Here is a 16,836-nt window from a genome sequence, read left to right as displayed (position 1 = left end):
GCAAGTGGGCAACTATTACCATAGCAAGACACTAAGGCTTGTTTTTTTCCGATACTGCCCCCATCTTGGTCCCAAGCTCATTCCATCTGTCCACGGCCGATTGGCCGCTGTAGAGGCGAAATCATGAAAACCACCATCGAATTGCCTCTTTTGCCATTGCGTGATGTTGTGGTTTATCCGCACATGGTTATCCCGCTGTTCGTGGGGCGCGAGAAGTCTATCGAAGCCCTCGAGGCTGCGATGACGGGTGATAAACAGATTCTGCTGCTCGCGCAGAGAAACCCGGCTGACGACGATCCTGGCGAAGAAGCGCTGTATGGCGTCGGCACCATTGCCACTGTTCTGCAATTGCTCAAGCTGCCCGACGGTACCGTCAAGGTGCTGGTCGAGGGCGAGCAGCGCGGCTATGTCGAGCGTTTCATCGAGGTTGACGGCCATTGCCGCGCTGAAGTGTCGCTGATCGACGAAGTCGACGCGCCGGATCGCGAGTCCGAAGTGTTCGTGCGCAGCCTGCTGGCGCAGTTCGAGCAATACGTTCAACTGGGCAAGAAAGTCCCTGCCGAAGTCCTGTCTTCGCTCAACAGCATCGAAGAGCCGGGTCGCCTGGTCGATACCATGGCGGCGCACATGGCGCTGAAAATCGAGCAAAAGCAGGAAATCCTCGAAATCATCGACCTGTCCAGCCGCGTCGAGCACGTACTGGCCCTGCTGGATGCCGAGATCGACCTGTTGCAGGTCGAGAAACGTATCCGTGGGCGGGTCAAGAAACAAATGGAGCGCAGCCAGCGTGAGTACTACCTGAATGAGCAGATGAAGGCCATTCAGAAAGAGCTGGGCGATGGCGACGAAGGTCACAACGAAATCGAAGAGCTGAAAAAGCGCATCGATGCTGCCGGCCTGCCCAAGGATGCACTCACCAAGGCAACGGCCGAGCTGAACAAGCTCAAGCAGATGTCGCCCATGTCGGCCGAAGCCACCGTGGTTCGCTCCTACATCGACTGGCTGGTACAGGTGCCGTGGAAGGCGCAGAGCAAGGTACGTCTGGACCTGGCCCGCGCTGAAGAAATTCTCGATGCCGACCACTATGGTCTGGAAGAGGTCAAGGAACGCATCCTTGAGTACCTCGCCGTGCAGAAACGGGTGAAAAAGATTCGTGGCCCGGTTCTGTGCCTGGTTGGCCCGCCGGGTGTCGGCAAGACCTCGCTGGCCGAGTCCATCGCCAGTGCAACCAACCGCAAGTTTGTGCGTATGGCCCTGGGTGGTGTGCGTGACGAAGCGGAAATTCGTGGCCATCGCCGTACTTACATCGGTTCGATGCCAGGAAGATTGATTCAAAAGATGACCAAGGTGGGTGTACGCAACCCGCTGTTCCTGCTCGATGAAATCGACAAGATGGGCAGCGACATGCGTGGCGACCCGGCCTCGGCCTTGCTTGAGGTGCTGGACCCCGAGCAGAACCACAACTTCAACGATCACTATCTGGAAGTCGACTACGACCTCTCCGATGTGATGTTCCTGTGCACCTCCAACTCGATGAATATTCCGCCGGCGCTGCTCGACCGTATGGAAGTCATCCGTCTGCCCGGTTACACCGAAGACGAGAAGATCAACATTGCCGTCAAGTACCTGTCGCCCAAGCAGATTCAGGCCAACGGTCTGAAAAAGACCGAGCTGGACTTCGAAGACAAGGCGATCCGCGACATCATCCGCTATTACACCCGCGAAGCCGGTGTGCGCGGGCTGGAGCGTCAGATTGCCAAGGTCTGCCGCAAGGTGGTCAAAGAGCATACGCAGGAGAAAAAGTTTTCAATTCATGTCACGGCCGAAAGCCTTGAGCACTACCTGGGCGTGCGCAAATTCCGCTACGGTCTGGCCGAGCAGCAGGATCAGATCGGTCAGGTGACCGGCCTGGCCTGGACTCAAGTGGGCGGCGAGTTGCTGACCATAGAGTCGGTTGTGGTGCCGGGCAAAGGGCAACTGATCAAGACCGGTTCGCTGGGCGATGTGATGCTTGAATCGATCACCGCTGCACAGACCGTTGTGCGCAGCCGCGCCAAGAGCCTGGGGATTGCGTCGGACTTCCACGAGAAGCACGACACGCATATCCACATGCCCGAAGGTGCTACGCCCAAGGATGGTCCAAGCGCCGGTGTCGGCATGTGCACCGCGCTGGTGTCGGCCCTGACCCAGATTCCGGTGCGCGCCGATGTGGCAATGACCGGTGAAATTACCCTGCGTGGTCAGGTATTGGCCATCGGTGGTCTGAAGGAAAAACTACTGGCCGCACATCGGGGCGGAATCAAGACAGTGATCATTCCCGAAGAAAACGTACGGGATTTGAAAGAAATTCCTGACAATATCAAGCAAGACCTGCAGATCAAGCCTGTTAAATGGATTGACGAAGTCCTGCAAATTGCGCTGCAATACGCGCCTGAGCCCTTGCCGGATGTGGCTCCCGAGAGAGTGGCAAAGGACGAAAAGCGCGAGTCTGACTCTAAGGAAAGAATTAGCACGCATTAAGTCTGAATGGCCTTTCTTGACAGCTTTTTGGAGCGCTTGTTATAAAGCGGCTCCTTCAAGCCGGTGCCTGTAGGCCATTCAGTGCACGTTTTGCTTAAACCAAAAACTTAGAAACATACTCCATAAAGAGATAAGGGGACTTAGCGTGAACAAGTCGGAACTGATTGATGCTATCGCTGCATCTGCTGATATCCCGAAAGCTGCTGCTGGCCGTGCGCTGGACGCTGTGATCGAATCCGTCACTGGCGCTCTGAAGGCTGGCGACTCCGTTGTACTGGTTGGCTTCGGTACGTTCTCCGTAACCGATCGTCCTGCTCGCGTGGGCCGCAACCCGCAAACCGGCAACACTCTGGAAATTCCGGCGGCCAAGAAGCCTGTTTTCAAAGCCGGTAAAGCGCTGAAAGAAGCCGTCAACTAAGCTTTTTCCAGGCTTGACGCGCGCGGGTCCGCGATTGTTCGCGGACCGCTTGCGAAGGGGTCGAGACCCTCTGCTTCGCGATTTACGAGAAGGCGCATCCTCGGATGCGCCTTTCTTCTATCCGCTTTCTACCCACGCTCCGCGGTTGGTTCGTGAGTTCAACCGTTCTGGGGGACGCATGCTGCAAAACATCAGGGACAATTCACAAGGCTGGATTGCCAAGACAATCATCGGGATCATCGTTGCACTGATGGCTCTGACGGGCATTGAAGCGCTGTTCACCGCTAACAGCAGCAAGCAGACCGCTGCCGAAGTGAACGGCGAAGAAGTGACCCAGAACGAACTGGGTCAGGCGGTTGAAATGCAACGCCGTCAATTGACCCAGCAACTGGTTCAGCAACTGGGCCGGGACTTCGACCCTGCGCTGCTGGATGACAAGCTGCTGCGTGAGTCGGCGCTCAAGGGTCTGATCGACCGCAAACTGCTGTTGCAGGCCGCGGCTGACGACAAATTCGCCTTCTCCGAAGCCGCAGTCGACCAGCAGTTGCTGATGACGCCCGAGTTTCAGGTCGACGGCAAATTCAGTGCCGATCGTTTCGATCAGGTCATCCGTCAACTCGGCTACAACCGTTTGCAGTTCCGTCAGATGCTGACCCAGGAAATGCTGATCGCCCAGGCGCGTGCCGGTATCGCGGGCAGTGCCTTCGTCACCGACGCTCAGGTTGCGGCCTTCGCTCGTCTTGAGAAGCAGACCCGTGACTCGGCAACCCTGACCGTGCCGGTCAATCTGACGGCGGTTTCGGTTACCGATGACGAGGTCAAGGCGCATTACGACCAGCACGCCAAAGAGTTCATGAGCCCCGAGCAGGTGGTGCTGAACTATGTCGAGCTGAAAAAATCGTCTTTCTTCGACAAGGTTCAGGTCAAGGATGAAGATCTGCAAGCGGCCTACGAGAAGGAAATCGCCAACCTGAGCGAGCAGCGCCGCGCCGCGCATATCCTCATTGAGGTGGGCGGCAAGCTCGACGACCAGCAGGCCAAGGCCAGGCTGGAAGAAGTGCAGCAGCGACTGGCCAAGGGTGAAGATTTCGCGACCCTGGCCAAAGAGTTCTCGCAGGACCCGGGTTCGGCGAACAAGGGTGGCGATCTGGGCTATGCCGGCAAGGGTGTTTATGACCCGGCCTTTGAAAGCGCGCTGTACGCGTTGAACAAAGACCAGGTTTCGCAGCCGGTACGCAGCGACTACGGCTGGCACCTGATCAAGCTGTTGGGTGTCGAGGCTCCGTCGGTGCCAACCCTGGCCAGCCTGAAAGACAAACTGACCGCCGACCTGAAGTCCCAACAGGTCGAGCAGAAGTTCGTCGAGGCGACCAAGCAGTTGCAGGATTCGGCGTTTGAATCGTCCGATCTGGCCCAGCCGGCTCAGGAACTGGGTCTGAAGGTTCAGACCACCGCGCCCTTCGGTCGTGAAGGCGGGGAAGGTCTGACCGCCAACCGTGCTGTGATCCAGGCGGCATTCAGCCCTGAAGTGCTTGAAGAAGGCTCCAACAGCAGTGCACTGGAACTTGATCCGGACACCGTGTTGGTGGTGCGTTCCAAAGAGCATCTGCAGCCCCAGCAGTTACCACTGGAAAGCGTATCCGCGTCCATTCGTGGCCAGTTGCTCAAGGACAAGGCCAGTGCTGCGGCCAAAGCCAAGGGTGAGGCTCTGCTGAGCGGCCTGCGCGACGGCAAGGTACCGTTGGCAGCTCGTCAGGACGGTATCGAGTGGAAAGTCCTGGAAGCGGTCAGCCGCGGTCAGGAAGGCGTTGATCCGTCGGTGCTGCAGACCCTGTTCCGCATGCCCAAGCCTGAAGGCAAGGACAAGCCCGAGTACGCAAGCCTCACCACCGGTGATGGCAGCTACGTGATCGTGCGCCTGAAGGGTGTCAACGAGGCCGCAGCGCCAAGTGACGAAGAGAAAACTCAGTACCGTCGTTTCCTGGCCTCACGTGCCGGCCAGCAGGATTTCGCGGCGTACCGCGCCGAGCTGGAACACAAAGCCAAGATCGAGAAGAACTGAAAAGCAGCCTCAAGCTTTAAGCTGCAAGCAGGTCGCGCTGACTGAAAAGGCAATTCAGGTCAGCGCGATTCGCTTGTAGCTTGCAGCTCATAGCTTGCAGCCAAAAAGAAGGCCGCCCCTTGGGACGGCCTTCTTTTTGGCGTCTGACCAAGCGTAAAGCTTACTCTTCGATATTGCCCATCGCGGTGGTGTTGAAGCCGCCGTCGACGTACATGATTTCACCGCTGATGCCGGAGGCCAGGTCCGAACACAGGAAGGCGGCAGCGTTGCCGACTTCGTCGATGGTGACGTTGCGACGCAGCGGGGTTTGCGCTTCGTTGGCGGCCAGCATCTTGCGGAAGTTCTTGATGCCCGAGGCTGCCAGAGTACGGATAGGGCCTGCCGAGACGGCGTTGACGCGGGTGCCTTCGGCGCCCAGGCTGCCGGCCAGGTAACGTACACCGGCTTCCAGGCTGGCCTTGGCCATGCCCATCACGTTGTAGTTAGGCATGGTGCGCTCGGCGCCCAGGTACGACAGGGTCAGCAGGCTGCCATTGCGGCCTTTCATCAGTTCGCGGCCGGCTTTGGCCAGGGCGATGAAGCTATAGGCGCTGATGTCGTGAGCAATGCGGAAACCGTCACGGGTGGTGGCGCTGGTGAAGTCGCCATCGAGCTGGTCGCCCGGCGCGTAGCCGACCGAGTGAACGATCACGTCCAGGCCATCCCACTTCTTGCTCAGCTCTTCGAAGACCTTGGCGATTTCTTCGTCGCTGGCCACATCGCAAGGGAAGCACAGCTCAGGATTGGAACCCCAGCCTGCGGCGAACTCTTCGACACGGCCTTTGAGTTTTTCGTTCTGGTAGGTGAAAGCAAGCTCTGCACCTTCACGATGCATGGCGGCAGCGATGCCGGATGCGATGGACAGTTTACTGGCGACACCGACGATCAGGACGCGCTTACCGGCGAGAAAACCCATGTGTTGTTCCTCTTCAGGTTAATCGACAGCTACGGGTGCCATGAAGGCGGCTTCCAGTAGCTGCTGTGTGTAAGGATGTTGCGGTGCGGCGAAAACAGCCTCGGCTGCACCTTGTTCGACCACTTTACCTTGCTTGACCACCATCAACTGGTGGCTCAGCGCCTTGACGACAGCCAGGTCATGGCTGATGAACAGATACGTCAGGTTGTACTTTTCTTGCAGCGAGCGTAGCAGCTCGACCACCTGGCGCTGCACGGTCCGGTCGAGCGCCGAAGTGGGCTCGTCCAGCAGAATCAGCGCCGGTTTCAGCACCAGCGCCCGGGCAATGGCGATACGTTGGCGCTGCCCGCCAGAAAACTCGTGAGGGTAACGGTGACGCGTTTGCGGGTCCAGCCCTACCTCCGTCAGTGCCTCGATGATTGCCTGTTCCTGCTCGGCCGGTGTGCCCATGGCATGAATGCGCAGGCCTTCGCCAACGATTTCACTCACCGACATGCGTGGGCTCAGGCTGCCGAACGGGTCCTGAAACACCACCTGCATCTGCCGGCGCAGCGGGCGCACCTGCTGCTGCGACAAACCCTGCAAGGGCTGCTCTTGAAAACGTATGGCGCCATCGCTGGACAGCAAGCGCAAAATCGCCAGGCCCAATGTGGATTTACCCGATCCGCTTTCCCCGACAATCCCCAGTGTCTGCCCTTGTGGCAGGCTGAAACTGACGCCGTCCACTGCCTTGATATGATCGACGGTGCGTTTGAACAGGCCCTTTTTGATCGGGAACCAGACCCGTAAATCGTCGACTTCAATCAACGGCTTGCCCGGCACATTGGCCACAGGCCCGCCGCTGGGCTCGGCATTGAGCAGCGTTTGCGTGTACGGATGTCGAGGCGCGCGGAACAGTTCTTCGCACGATGCCTGTTCGACGATGGAACCGCGCTGCATGACACATACGCGATGGGCTATTTGCCGCACAACGTTCAAATCGTGGCTGATCAGCAGCAGCGCCATGCCCAGACGGCCCTGCAGCTCCTTGAGCAATTCGAGGATTTTCAGCTGCACCGTGACGTCCAGCGCGGTGGTCGGCTCGTCGGCAATCAATAGCTCGGGCTCGTTGGCCAAGGCCATGGCGATCATCACCCGCTGACGCTGGCCACCGGACAATTCGTGGGGCAGGGCCTTCAGGCGCTTGCGCGGTTCGGGGATGCCGACCAGCTCCAGCAGCTCCAGCGTGCGTTCGGTGGCGGCCTTGCCGGTCAGGCCCTTGTGCAGCGCCAGCACTTCGTTGATCTGCTTCTCGACCGAATGCAGCGGGTTGAGCGAGGTCATCGGCTCCTGGAAGATCATCGCGATGCGGTTGCCACGCAGCCGGCGCAGGTGCTTCTCGTCAAGCTTGAGCAGGTCTTCGCCGGCATAGCGGATGCTGCCCGAAGGGTGGCTGGCGATGGGGTAGGGCAGCAGGCGCAGGATCGAGTGGGCGGTGACCGATTTGCCCGAGCCGCTTTCGCCGACCAGCGCCAGGGTTTCACCGCGACGGATATCGAAGCTGATGCCCTCGACCGCACGTTGGCGGGTATCGCCGCTGACGAACTCGACCGCCAGATCGCGGATTTCGATCAGAGTGTCCTGAGTCATGTCATTTCCTTGGGTCGAAGGCATCGCGGGCCGATTCACCGATAAATACCAGCAGGCTGAGCATCACGGCCAGTACGGCAAAGGCACTGATGCCCAGCCATGGCGCTTGCAGGTTGGCCTTGCCCTGTGCGACCAGTTCGCCCAGCGACGGCGAACCTGCCGGCAGGCCGAACCCGAGAAAGTCCAGCGCGGTCAGGGTACCGATGGCGCCGGTGAGGATAAACGGCATGAAGGTCATGGTCGAGATCATCGCGTTGGGCAGAATGTGCCGGAACATGATCTCGCCATTGCGCATGCCCAGCGCGCGGGCAGCGCGTACGTATTCGAGGTTGCGGCCACGCAGAAACTCGGCGCGCACCACATCGACCAGGCTCATCCACGAAAACAGCAGCATGATGCCCAGCAGCCACCAGAAGTTGGGTTGTACAAAGCTGGCCAGGATGATCAGCAGGTACAACACCGGCAGGCCCGACCAGATCTCCAGAAAGCGTTGGCCAACCAGATCGACCCAGCCGCCATAAAAGCCTTGCAGGGCGCCGGCAATCACACCAATGACCGAACTGATCAGGGTCAGGGTCAGGGCGAACAACACCGAAATCCGGAAGCCATAGATCACCCGTGCCAGCACATCGCGGCCCTGATCGTCGGTGCCCAGCAGATTGTCCCGCGACGGTGGCGCGGGGGCCGGGACTTTCAGGTCGTAGTTGATGCTCTGGTAGCTGAAAGGAATCGGGGCCCACAATGTCCAGCCGTCCTTGGCGGCCAGCAGATCCTGGATATAAGGGCTCTTGTAGTTGGCTTCCAGCGGGAATTCACCACCAAAGGTGGTTTCCGGGTAGCGCTCCAGTACCGGGAAGTACCAGTGCCCGTCGTAGCGCACTGCCAGCGGCTTGTCGTTGGCGATCAACTCGGCGCCCAGACTGAAGATGAACAGCGCCATGAACAGCCACAGCGACCACCAGCCGCGCTTGTTGGCCTTGAAACGCTCGAAACGGCGGCGATTGAGGGGGGACAACGGCATATCAGTGCTCCCTGCTTTCGAAGTCGATACGCGGGTCGACCAGGGTGTAGGTCAGGTCGCCGATCAGTTTCACCAGCAGCCCCAACAGCGTGAAGATGAACAGGGTGCCGAACACCACCGGGTAGTCGCGATTGATGGCAGACTCGAAACTCATCAGGCCCAGACCGTCGAGGGAGAAGATCACCTCTACCAGCAACGAGCCGGTAAAGAAGATGCCGATGAACGCCGATGGAAAGCCGGCGATCACCAGCAGCATGGCGTTGCGAAACACATGGCCATACAGCACGCGGTTGTTGCTCAGGCCCTTGGCCTTGGCGGTGACCACGTACTGCTTGCTGATTTCATCCAGGAAGCTGTTCTTGGTCAGCAGCGTCATGGTCGCGAAGTTACCGATCACCAGCGCGGTGATCGGCAGCACCAGGTGCCAGAAATAGTCCAGCACCTTGCCAGTAGCGCTCAGTTCGTCGAAGTTGTTCGAGGTCAGGCCGCGCAACGGGAACCAGTCCAGATAACTGCCACCGGCGAACACCACGATCAGCAGGATGGCGAACAGAAACGCCGGAATCGCATAGCCGACGATGATCGCCGAACTGGTCCAGACGTCGAACTGGCTGCCGTGCCGGGTGGCCTTGGCGATGCCCAGCGGAATCGACACCAGGTACATGATCAGCGTGCTCCACAGCCCCAGCGAGATCGACACCGGCATCTTCTCGATGATCAGGTCGGTGACCTTGGCATCGCGAAAGAAGCTGGTGCCGAAATCGAGTTTCGCGTAGTTCTTGATCATGATCCACAGGCGCTCCGGTGCCGGCTTGTCGAAGCCGTACAGGCGCTGGATCTCTTCGATCAGAGCGGGATCAAGCCCTTGCGCACCGCGGTAGTTGGAGCCGGCCACCGACACTTCCGAACCGCCGCCGGAAATACGGCTGGTGGCGCCGTCGAAGCCTTCGAGCTTGGCGATCATCTGCTCCACCGGGCCACCGGGCGCGGCCTGGATAATGACGAAGTTGATGATCAGGATGCCCAGCAGGGTGGGAATGATCAGCAACAGGCGCCGAAAAATATAAGCCAGCATTTCAGCGCTCCTCGTTCTTGGCGTCGCTCTCGGGCGGCGGTGAGGCCGGTGGCGCCGGCTGCACGTCCGGCTTGGCCCACCAACTGCTCAGGCCGATATCCGACAGCGCCTTGGCTTTGGGGTGCGCCAGGTGATCCCAGTAAACAATGCGCCAGCTCTTGATATGCCAGTTGGGCACCATGTAAAAGCCCCACAGCAGCACCCGGTCCAGTGCGCGGGTGTGGGCAATCAGGCTTTCGCGGGAGTCGGCATTGATCAGACCGTCGACCAGCGTGTCCACCGCCGGGTCTTTCAAGCCCATGAAGTTGCGGCTGCCGGTGCGATCGGCGCTGATCGAATGAAAGAACTCGCGTTGCTCGTTACCCGGCGAGGAGGATTGCGGAAAACTGCTGACGATCAGATCGAAGTCGCGTGAGCGCAGGCGGTTCATGTACTCGGCCACATCGACGCGGCGGATCACCAGTTCAATGCCCAGGTCCTGAAGGTTGCGCTTGTAGGGCAGCATGACCCGCTCGAAAGCCGTCTGAGCCATCAGGAACTCAAGCTTGACCGGGTTGCCCTGGGCATCGGTCATCTTGTCATCTTTGATGCGCCAGCCGGCTTCCTGCAACAACTGATAGGCCCGGCGCAATTGCGGGCGAATCATGCCGCTGCCATCGTTGGTGGGCAGCGCGAACGGTTCACTGAACACCCGGTCTGGAACCTTGCCGCGCAGCGGTTCGAGCAATTTGAGTTCTTCGGCCGAGGGCAGGCCGCTGGCGGCCATCTCGGAATTGTCGAAATAGCTCTTGGTGCGGGTGTAGGAGCCGTTGAACAGCTGTTTGTTGGTCCATTCGAAATCGAACAGCAGGGTCAGGGCTTCGCGTACCTTGGGGTCCTGGAACACCGGGCGGCGCAGGTTGAAAATGAAGCCCTGCATGCCTTGCGGGTTGCCGTTGGGTATTTCTTCCTTGATCAGCCGGCCGTCACGCACGGCCGGAATATCGTAAGCGGAGGCCCAGTTCTTGGCGGCGTTCTCCTCGCGGTAGTCGTATTGCCCGGCCTTCAAAGCCTCCAGGGCCACGTCGCTGTCGCGATAATAGTCGTAGTTCATCACGTCGAAGTTGTACTGGCCACGGTTGACCGGCAGGTCCTTGGCCCAATAGTCCTTGACCCGCTCGTAACGCACCGAGCGACCGGCCTTGACCTCGGCGACCTTGTAAGGGCCACTGCCCAGCGGAAATTCCAGATTGCCCTTGTTGAAATCGCGCGTCGCCCAGAAATGCTTGGGCAGCACGGGTAACTGGCCGATGATCAGCGGCAATTCGCGGCTGTGGCTGTCCTTGAACTTGAACAGCACGCGCAGCGGGTCTTCGACGACCACCTGGTCGATGCCGGCGTAATAGGCGCGATACATCGGCGCGCCGTCCTTGATCAGGGTGTTGAAGGTAAACGCCACGTCTTCGGCACGGATCGGGTGGCCATCATGAAAGCGTGCTTCAGGACGCAGGTAGAAACGCACCCAGGTATTGTCCGGGGCTTTTTCGATCTTGCTGGCGATCAGGCCGTATTCGGTCAGCGGCTCATCCAGGCTCGAACGCGCCAGCGTGTCATAGACCAGGCCGCCAAGGTCTTCGGCCGGTGTGCCCTTGTTGATGAAAGGATTGAGGCTGTCGAAGCTGCCGAAACCGGCCTGACGCAAGGTGCCACCCTTGGGCGCGTCCGGGTTCACATAGTCGAAGTGCGTGAAGTTGGCCGGGTACTTGGGCGCTTCGTCGTACAGCGTTACAGCATGCTGGGGCGCGGCGAGGGCCGTGCAGGCCAGGCTGGCCAGCAACAGGCCGCCTGCCTGCGCGAGCAGCAAACGGATCGGGTTCATCGGGTGTTCTCCAGAGGCTTGAGCCACCATGCCCGCAGGCCCAGGGTGTAGGGCGGGGTGGTGACCCTGGCAAAGCGATCACGCCAGGCCAGACGATGACTGTTGAGGTACCAATTGGGAATCATGTAGTGCTGGCTCAGCAACACCCGGTCCAGGGCACGGGCGGCGGCCACCTGGTCTTCGCGGCTTTGCGCTGCCAGCAATTGATTGAGCAGGCCGTCGACTACCGGGCTATTGATACCCGCGTAATTCTTGCTGCCATTGACCGTGGCCTGGCTGGAGTGAAAGTACTGCCATTGCTCCAGCCCCGGGCTCAGGGTCTGCGGCAGGGTCAAAAGGATCATGTCGAACTCGAAACGGTCCAGGCGCTGTTTGTACTGGGCGCGGTCTACGGTACGCAGGCCGGCGTCGATGCCGACGCGGCGCAGGTCTTGCACATACGGCTGCAGAATGCGCTCAAGGTTCGGGTTGACCAACAGAATCTCGAAGCGCAGCGGCTGTTGCTGATCATTGACCAGCCGTTGCCCGGAAAAGTGCCAGCCGGCCTCGCTCAGTAACCCTAGTGCCTTGCGCAGCGTTTCACGCGGGATGCCGCCGCCGTCGGTGCGCGGCAGCTCGAACGGCTGGGTGAACAGGCTGGCCGGCAAGCGGTCGCGGTATTGAGACAGCATCAGCCATTCTCGCCCGGTCGGCAGCCCGCTGGCAGCAAACTCGCTGTTGGGGTAATAGCTGGTCGAGCGCTGGTAGGCGTCGCTGAACAGCGCCCGGTTGGTCCATTCGAAATTGAACAGCATGCCCAGTGCTTCGCGCACCCGGCTGTCGCTGAAGGTCGCGCGGCGGGTATTGAGGAACAGGCCCTGGGTCTGCGTCGGGATCTTGTGCGGGATGGCCGCCTTGATCACCTGGCCGTTGTTGACGGCGGCAAACTGATAGCCATTGCTCCAGTTCTTGGCCTGGTGCTCGATATAAATGTCGAACTCACCGGCCTTGAACGCCTCGAACGCGACTTCGCTGTCGCGGTAGAACTCGACCTCGACGCGGTCGAAGTTGTATTTGCCGCGATTGACCGGCAGGTCCTTGCCCCAGTAATCCTTGACCCGTTCGAAGACCAACTGCCGGCCCGGCTGCACCCGCGTGATGCGGTACGGCCCGCTACCTAGCGGCGGTTCGAAGGTGGTGGCCTTGAAGTCGCGGTCTTTCCAGTAGTGCTGCGCCAAGACCGGCATCTCGCCAAGGCGCATGATCAGCAGCGGGTTGCCGACGCGCTTGAATACAAAGCGGATGCGGTGGCGATTGAGAATGTCGACCCGCTGCACCTCCTGCAACGCAGTGCGGTATTGCGGATGGCCATCCTTGAGCAGCGTGCGCCAGGAAAACGCCACGTCGTAGGCGGTGATCGGCTTGCCGTCGTGGAAGCGTGCTTCGGGGCGCAGGTTGTAGACCACCCAGCTGCGGTCCTCGCTGTACTCGACGCTGCGCGCAATCAGCCCGTAGCTGGACGTGGCTTCGTCGCCTGACGGATCATAAGGGCCGGTACCGACCATCAACGGTTCGTTCAGCTCGTTGACGCCGTACTGCAGGAAATTGCCGGTCGAAACCGGGCTGCTGCCCTTGAGGGTATAAGGATTAAGCGTGTCGAACGTGCCGAATGCCATCATCCTCAAGGTGCCGGCTTTCGGCGCCTCGGGATTGACCCAGTCGAAATGGGTGAAGCTGGCCGGGTACTTGAGGACGCCAAACTGCGCATAGCCATGACTTTCGCTGATGGCGGCGCTGGCGTTGAAGCTCAAACCCAGGCTGATGGCTAACAGGATGGGACGTATCACGATCCATACGGCTTGGGCTTTCGGGGCGCTAACAGTAACAGCTTGCAGGAGCCTGCAAAAGGCCACGCCAGTCCCCGCGGCCTTGGCGGGACTGGCGCGTCGGCAGATCAATGAGGCAGGTAAACGGTCAGGGTCTGGCCGGGTTTAAGCGCCTGGCCAGAGCGTGGGTTCCAGCGCTTGAGGTGTTTCATCTCGACATTGAAGCGCTTGGCCACCAGGTACATCGAGTCGCCCTTCTTGATCTTGTACTGCATCGGCTTGCCGTCGTTGTCAGCGCTGCTGGCGACGGCGGTGGCCTTGGTGCTGCTACGGGCCGGCGCGGCTTTGCTGTTGTCCTGGATCACCAGGCTCTGGCCGATTTTCAGACGGTGGCCAGTAAGGTTGTTCCAGCGTTGCAGGGCTTCGACATCGACCTTGTTGGCGCGCGCAATCGTCGTCAGGTTGTCGCCGTTCTTGACCCGATAGGTGCGCGAACGAGCCGGTTTGTCATTGCTCGCCAGGGCTTCGAACGCCGGTTGCGATACGCCGCCCGGTTGTGCCGGAATGCTCAACGACTGGCCGATTTTCAGCGCATTTCCAGCCAGGCGGTTATTGCTCTTGAGCGAGCTGGTCGATACCTGATAACGCTTGGCAAGGCTTTCCAGCGTATCGCCGCGGCGGACCCGGTATTGCTGCCATTCCATCAACTCGGCAGGTTTCAGATTCGGCAGGTTGGCAGTCACCAGTTGCGCCTTGGCCGTTGGCACCAGCAGGTGCTGCGGGCCGTCGACGGTCATACGCTTCTTGAAGGCGGGATTGAGCTGGATCAGCTCGTCTTCATCGATATTGGCAAGGCTGGCGACCCGCGACAGGTCGACACGCTTGTTTACCGCGACCGCCTCGAAGTACGGCTCGTTGGCGATCGGGTTGAGGTTGACGCCATAGGCCGCAGGCGTCAGGACCACTTGCGACAGGGCCAGCAGCTTGGGCACATAGTCGCGGGTTTCCTGAGGCAGCGGCAGGTTCCAGTAATCGGTGGGCAGGCCGAGCTTTTCGTTGCGCTCGATGGCCCGGCTTACCGTACCTTCGCCAGCGTTATAGGCGGCCAGGGCCAGCATCCAGTCGCCGTTGAACATTTCGTGCAGGCGGCCCAGATAATCCAGTGCTGCGTTGGTCGAGGCCTGGATATCGCGACGCCCGTCATAAAAGCCGGTCTGGCGCAGGTTGAAGTAGCGCCCGGTAGACGGAATGAACTGCCACAGGCCCACGGCCTGGCTGCGGGAAACCGCCATCGGGTTGTAGGCGCTTTCGATCACCGGCAGCAGGGCCAGCTCCAGCGGCATGTTGCGTTCTTCGAGGCGCTCGACGATGTAGTGCATGTACAGGCTGCCACGTTCGCCGGCGTTTTCGAGAAACGACGGGTTGTTGGCGAACCACAGGCGCTGCTGGTCGATGCGCGGGTTCATATCGTTGCCTTGCTGCAACTGATAGCCCAGACGAATGCGTTCCCACACATCCTGCGGTGGCGCCTGCACGGATGGGGCGGGGGCGAAGATCGGTTTCTGCTTGATGCCCGCCGCGAGGTTGGGCTGGGCACGCCAGGTCGAAGTCGAAGTCGTTTGATTGGCTTCGGAGTCGACGTGACTGGTGCTTTGGCAGCCTGCCAACAGCGCGCTTGCCGTCACCGCGATGGCTTGAGCCAGGCGCGTCAATGTGTCGGAACTTGCGGGTTTTCCAGTAGATGACGACATTGTCCGGGGTGTATCCAGGCAAAAATGTCGGGCGATTCTAGAAAGCGCGATGCCACTGGTCAACCTTTAGGGAACTTTGGGCAGCTGGGTGGTCACTTCAAAAGTCGTTTTTCCAGGCTCGCAAGCTGGCAAAAACCGCGCCAGGCGACGTGTTGTCTCGCCTGCTCCACTCGTCCGCTTTTTCTTTAACGGATGTTACGTGGACCCTGAGAAAAGGGTTGGTCAGGTGTTCCAGTGCCAGACTGGTTGGCAGGCTGATACGGTTTTGCTGGCGTAACCGGCTGACGTGTTCGAAGCGTTCGGCGATGTCGCGGTTGTCCGGCTCGACGGCTTTGGCAAAACGCAGGTTGCTCAGGGTGTACTCATGCGCGCAGTACACGGCCGTGTGCGCGGGCAGGGCGGCCAGCCGGGTCAGGGCTTCGTGCATTTGTTCGGGCGTGCCCTCGAACAGTCGCCCGCAGCCGGCAGCAAACAGAGTATCGCCGCTGAACAACAGAGGCTGGTCGGCATCTGCGTGATAGAAGGCGATATGCCCCGAGGTATGGCCGGGCACCAGCAGCACGTCAAAGGTCAGGCCCAGCACCACGATCTGGTCGTTGTCGTTGAGGGCGACATCACGGGCGGGAATGGTCTCGCTGGCCGGTCCCGACACCTTGGCGCCGGTGGCCTGCTTGATGGCCACCACGCCACCGACATGGTCATTGTGGTGATGGGTGATGAGAATGTCGGTCAGTTGCCAGCCAGGATTGTGCTGCAGCCAGTCCAGCACCGGCGCTGCATCACCCGGATCGACCACGGCGCAGCGGCGGGTCGAAAGGTCTTGTAACAACCAGATGTAATTGTCACTGAAAGCGTGCAAGGCGTGGATCTGTATCATGGCGCAGTTCGCTTGGCGAGGAACAATAGTGCATCTTAGGGTCTGTACACAGGCTCGTCGAGCCGCAAGCTCCCGGAGGAAATACACCGATGACCGATCAAGCGTTTGCCCAGGCCGATCCGCAATGGCTGGCATTGACCCTGGCGGCCCGTGAATGGTTGTCCGGTCCGTTGGGACACATGCTGGTCGAAGAAGAACGCCGGGTGCTCGAAGAGGAACTGGCGCGTTTCTTTGGTGGCTACCTGGTGCATTACGGCCCCACGGCGCAGAACCCGCCACAGGCACCGCAAGTGCAGCGTACCGTACGTCTGGGGGCACCCTTGCCGGGCACGGAGATTGTCTGTGAAGAACTGGCCTGGCCCCTGAGCGAGCACGCTGCCGATATCGTGGTGCTGCAGCACGGTCTGGATTTCTGTCTTTCGCCCCACGGCCTGCTGCGTGAGGCGGCCAGCAGTGTGCGCCCCGGCGGACACCTGGTGATTGTCGGCATCAACCCCTGGAGCACCTGGGGAGTGCGGCGGTTATTCAGTCGCGGTGCTTTGCGCAAGGCCCGCTGTATTTCGCCCTCACGGGTCGTCGACTGGCTGAACCTGCTGGGCTTTGCGCTGGAGAAGCGCCGCTTCGGGTGCTATCGTCCGCCGTTTGCATCGGCAAACTGGCAGGCACGCCTGCAAGGGCTGGAAGGCTGGGGCCACAGCCGGCAGGCGCTGGGCGGCGGATTTTATCTGCTGGTCGCACGCAAACTGGTGGTGGGCTTGCGTCCACTGCGTCAGGTGCGGCGCGAGCCCTTGGGCAAGCTGATCCCGATGCCGCTGGCCAAGGTCAGCCGTGACGGTTGTGAGCCCTGACCCCTGTCAACCGATGC

The 16,836-nt window shown here is 60.2% G+C and carries 12 protein-coding genes; 4 read left to right on the top strand and 8 right to left on the bottom strand.

Annotated elements, in window-relative coordinates; all coding sequences use genetic code 11:
- The first annotated feature begins 123 nt into the window (after positions 1-123).
- From lon to ACYP2A_RS26960, 3 genes are all read left to right on the top strand, one after another.
- Positions 124-2,520, top strand: a complete 2,397-nt coding sequence (lon, locus tag ACYP2A_RS26970) for an endopeptidase La (RefSeq protein ID WP_459748987.1) — start codon at positions 124-126, stop codon at positions 2,518-2,520.
- Between the two features lie 145 nt (positions 2,521-2,665).
- Positions 2,666-2,938 (top strand): HU family DNA-binding protein, encoded by a 273-nt coding sequence (locus ACYP2A_RS26965; protein ID WP_056840806.1) that lies wholly within the window; start codon positions 2,666-2,668, stop codon positions 2,936-2,938.
- A gap of 178 nt (positions 2,939-3,116) precedes the next feature.
- On the top strand, positions 3,117-5,000 hold the full coding sequence (locus ACYP2A_RS26960; RefSeq protein ID WP_459748986.1) for a SurA N-terminal domain-containing protein: 1,884 nt from the start codon (positions 3,117-3,119) through the stop codon (positions 4,998-5,000).
- 160 nt (positions 5,001-5,160) lie between these two features.
- Here ACYP2A_RS26960 and fabI read toward each other — a convergent pair whose 3' ends face one another.
- From fabI to gloB, 8 genes are all read right to left on the bottom strand, one after another.
- A complete protein-coding gene (gene fabI, locus ACYP2A_RS26955) occupies positions 5,161-5,955 on the bottom strand; it encodes an enoyl-ACP reductase FabI (protein WP_459748985.1) in 795 nt (264 codons plus the stop codon).
- 18 nt (positions 5,956-5,973) lie between these two features.
- Entirely contained in the window at positions 5,974-7,584 is a 1,611-nt protein-coding gene (locus ACYP2A_RS26950) for an ABC transporter ATP-binding protein (RefSeq protein WP_459748984.1), read from the bottom strand.
- A gap of 1 nt (position 7,585) precedes the next feature.
- Positions 7,586-8,605 (bottom strand): ABC transporter permease, encoded by a 1,020-nt coding sequence (locus ACYP2A_RS26945; protein WP_459748983.1) that lies wholly within the window; start codon positions 8,603-8,605, stop codon positions 7,586-7,588.
- 1 nt (position 8,606) lies between these two features.
- Positions 8,607-9,680: a microcin C ABC transporter permease YejB gene (locus ACYP2A_RS26940; protein WP_459748982.1), complete on the bottom strand. Its 1,074-nt coding sequence runs from the start codon at positions 9,678-9,680 to the stop codon at positions 8,607-8,609.
- A 1-nt stretch (position 9,681) separates the two neighbouring features.
- On the bottom strand, positions 9,682-11,538 hold the full coding sequence (locus tag ACYP2A_RS26935; protein WP_459748981.1) for an extracellular solute-binding protein: 1,857 nt from the start codon (positions 11,536-11,538) through the stop codon (positions 9,682-9,684).
- Positions 11,535-13,364 (bottom strand): extracellular solute-binding protein, encoded by a 1,830-nt coding sequence (locus ACYP2A_RS26930; RefSeq protein WP_459748980.1) that lies wholly within the window; start codon positions 13,362-13,364, stop codon positions 11,535-11,537. The genes ACYP2A_RS26935 and ACYP2A_RS26930 overlap by 4 nt, the downstream gene beginning before the upstream one ends.
- 107 nt (positions 13,365-13,471) lie before the next feature.
- Positions 13,472-15,094, bottom strand: a complete 1,623-nt coding sequence (locus tag ACYP2A_RS26925; protein WP_459748979.1) for a LysM peptidoglycan-binding domain-containing protein — start codon at positions 15,092-15,094, stop codon at positions 13,472-13,474.
- 97 nt (positions 15,095-15,191) lie between these two features.
- Positions 15,192-15,971: a hydroxyacylglutathione hydrolase gene (gene gloB / locus ACYP2A_RS26920; RefSeq protein ID WP_459748978.1), complete on the bottom strand. Its 780-nt coding sequence runs from the start codon at positions 15,969-15,971 to the stop codon at positions 15,192-15,194.
- An 89-nt stretch (positions 15,972-16,060) separates the two neighbouring features.
- On the opposite strand from gloB, the gene ACYP2A_RS26915 reads away from it, so the two are divergent.
- Positions 16,061-16,819 carry a methyltransferase domain-containing protein gene (locus tag ACYP2A_RS26915; protein WP_459748977.1) on the top strand — a complete coding sequence of 253 codons (759 nt, stop codon included), beginning with the start codon at positions 16,061-16,063 and terminating at the stop codon, positions 16,817-16,819.
- Positions 16,820-16,836 lie beyond the last annotated feature (17 nt).

It is taken from the genome of Pseudomonas sp. 3A(2025) (genome assembly GCF_054589175.1).
The sequence above is the reverse complement of the archived record's forward strand: the minus strand, read 5'-3'. Positions and strand labels throughout refer to the sequence as shown.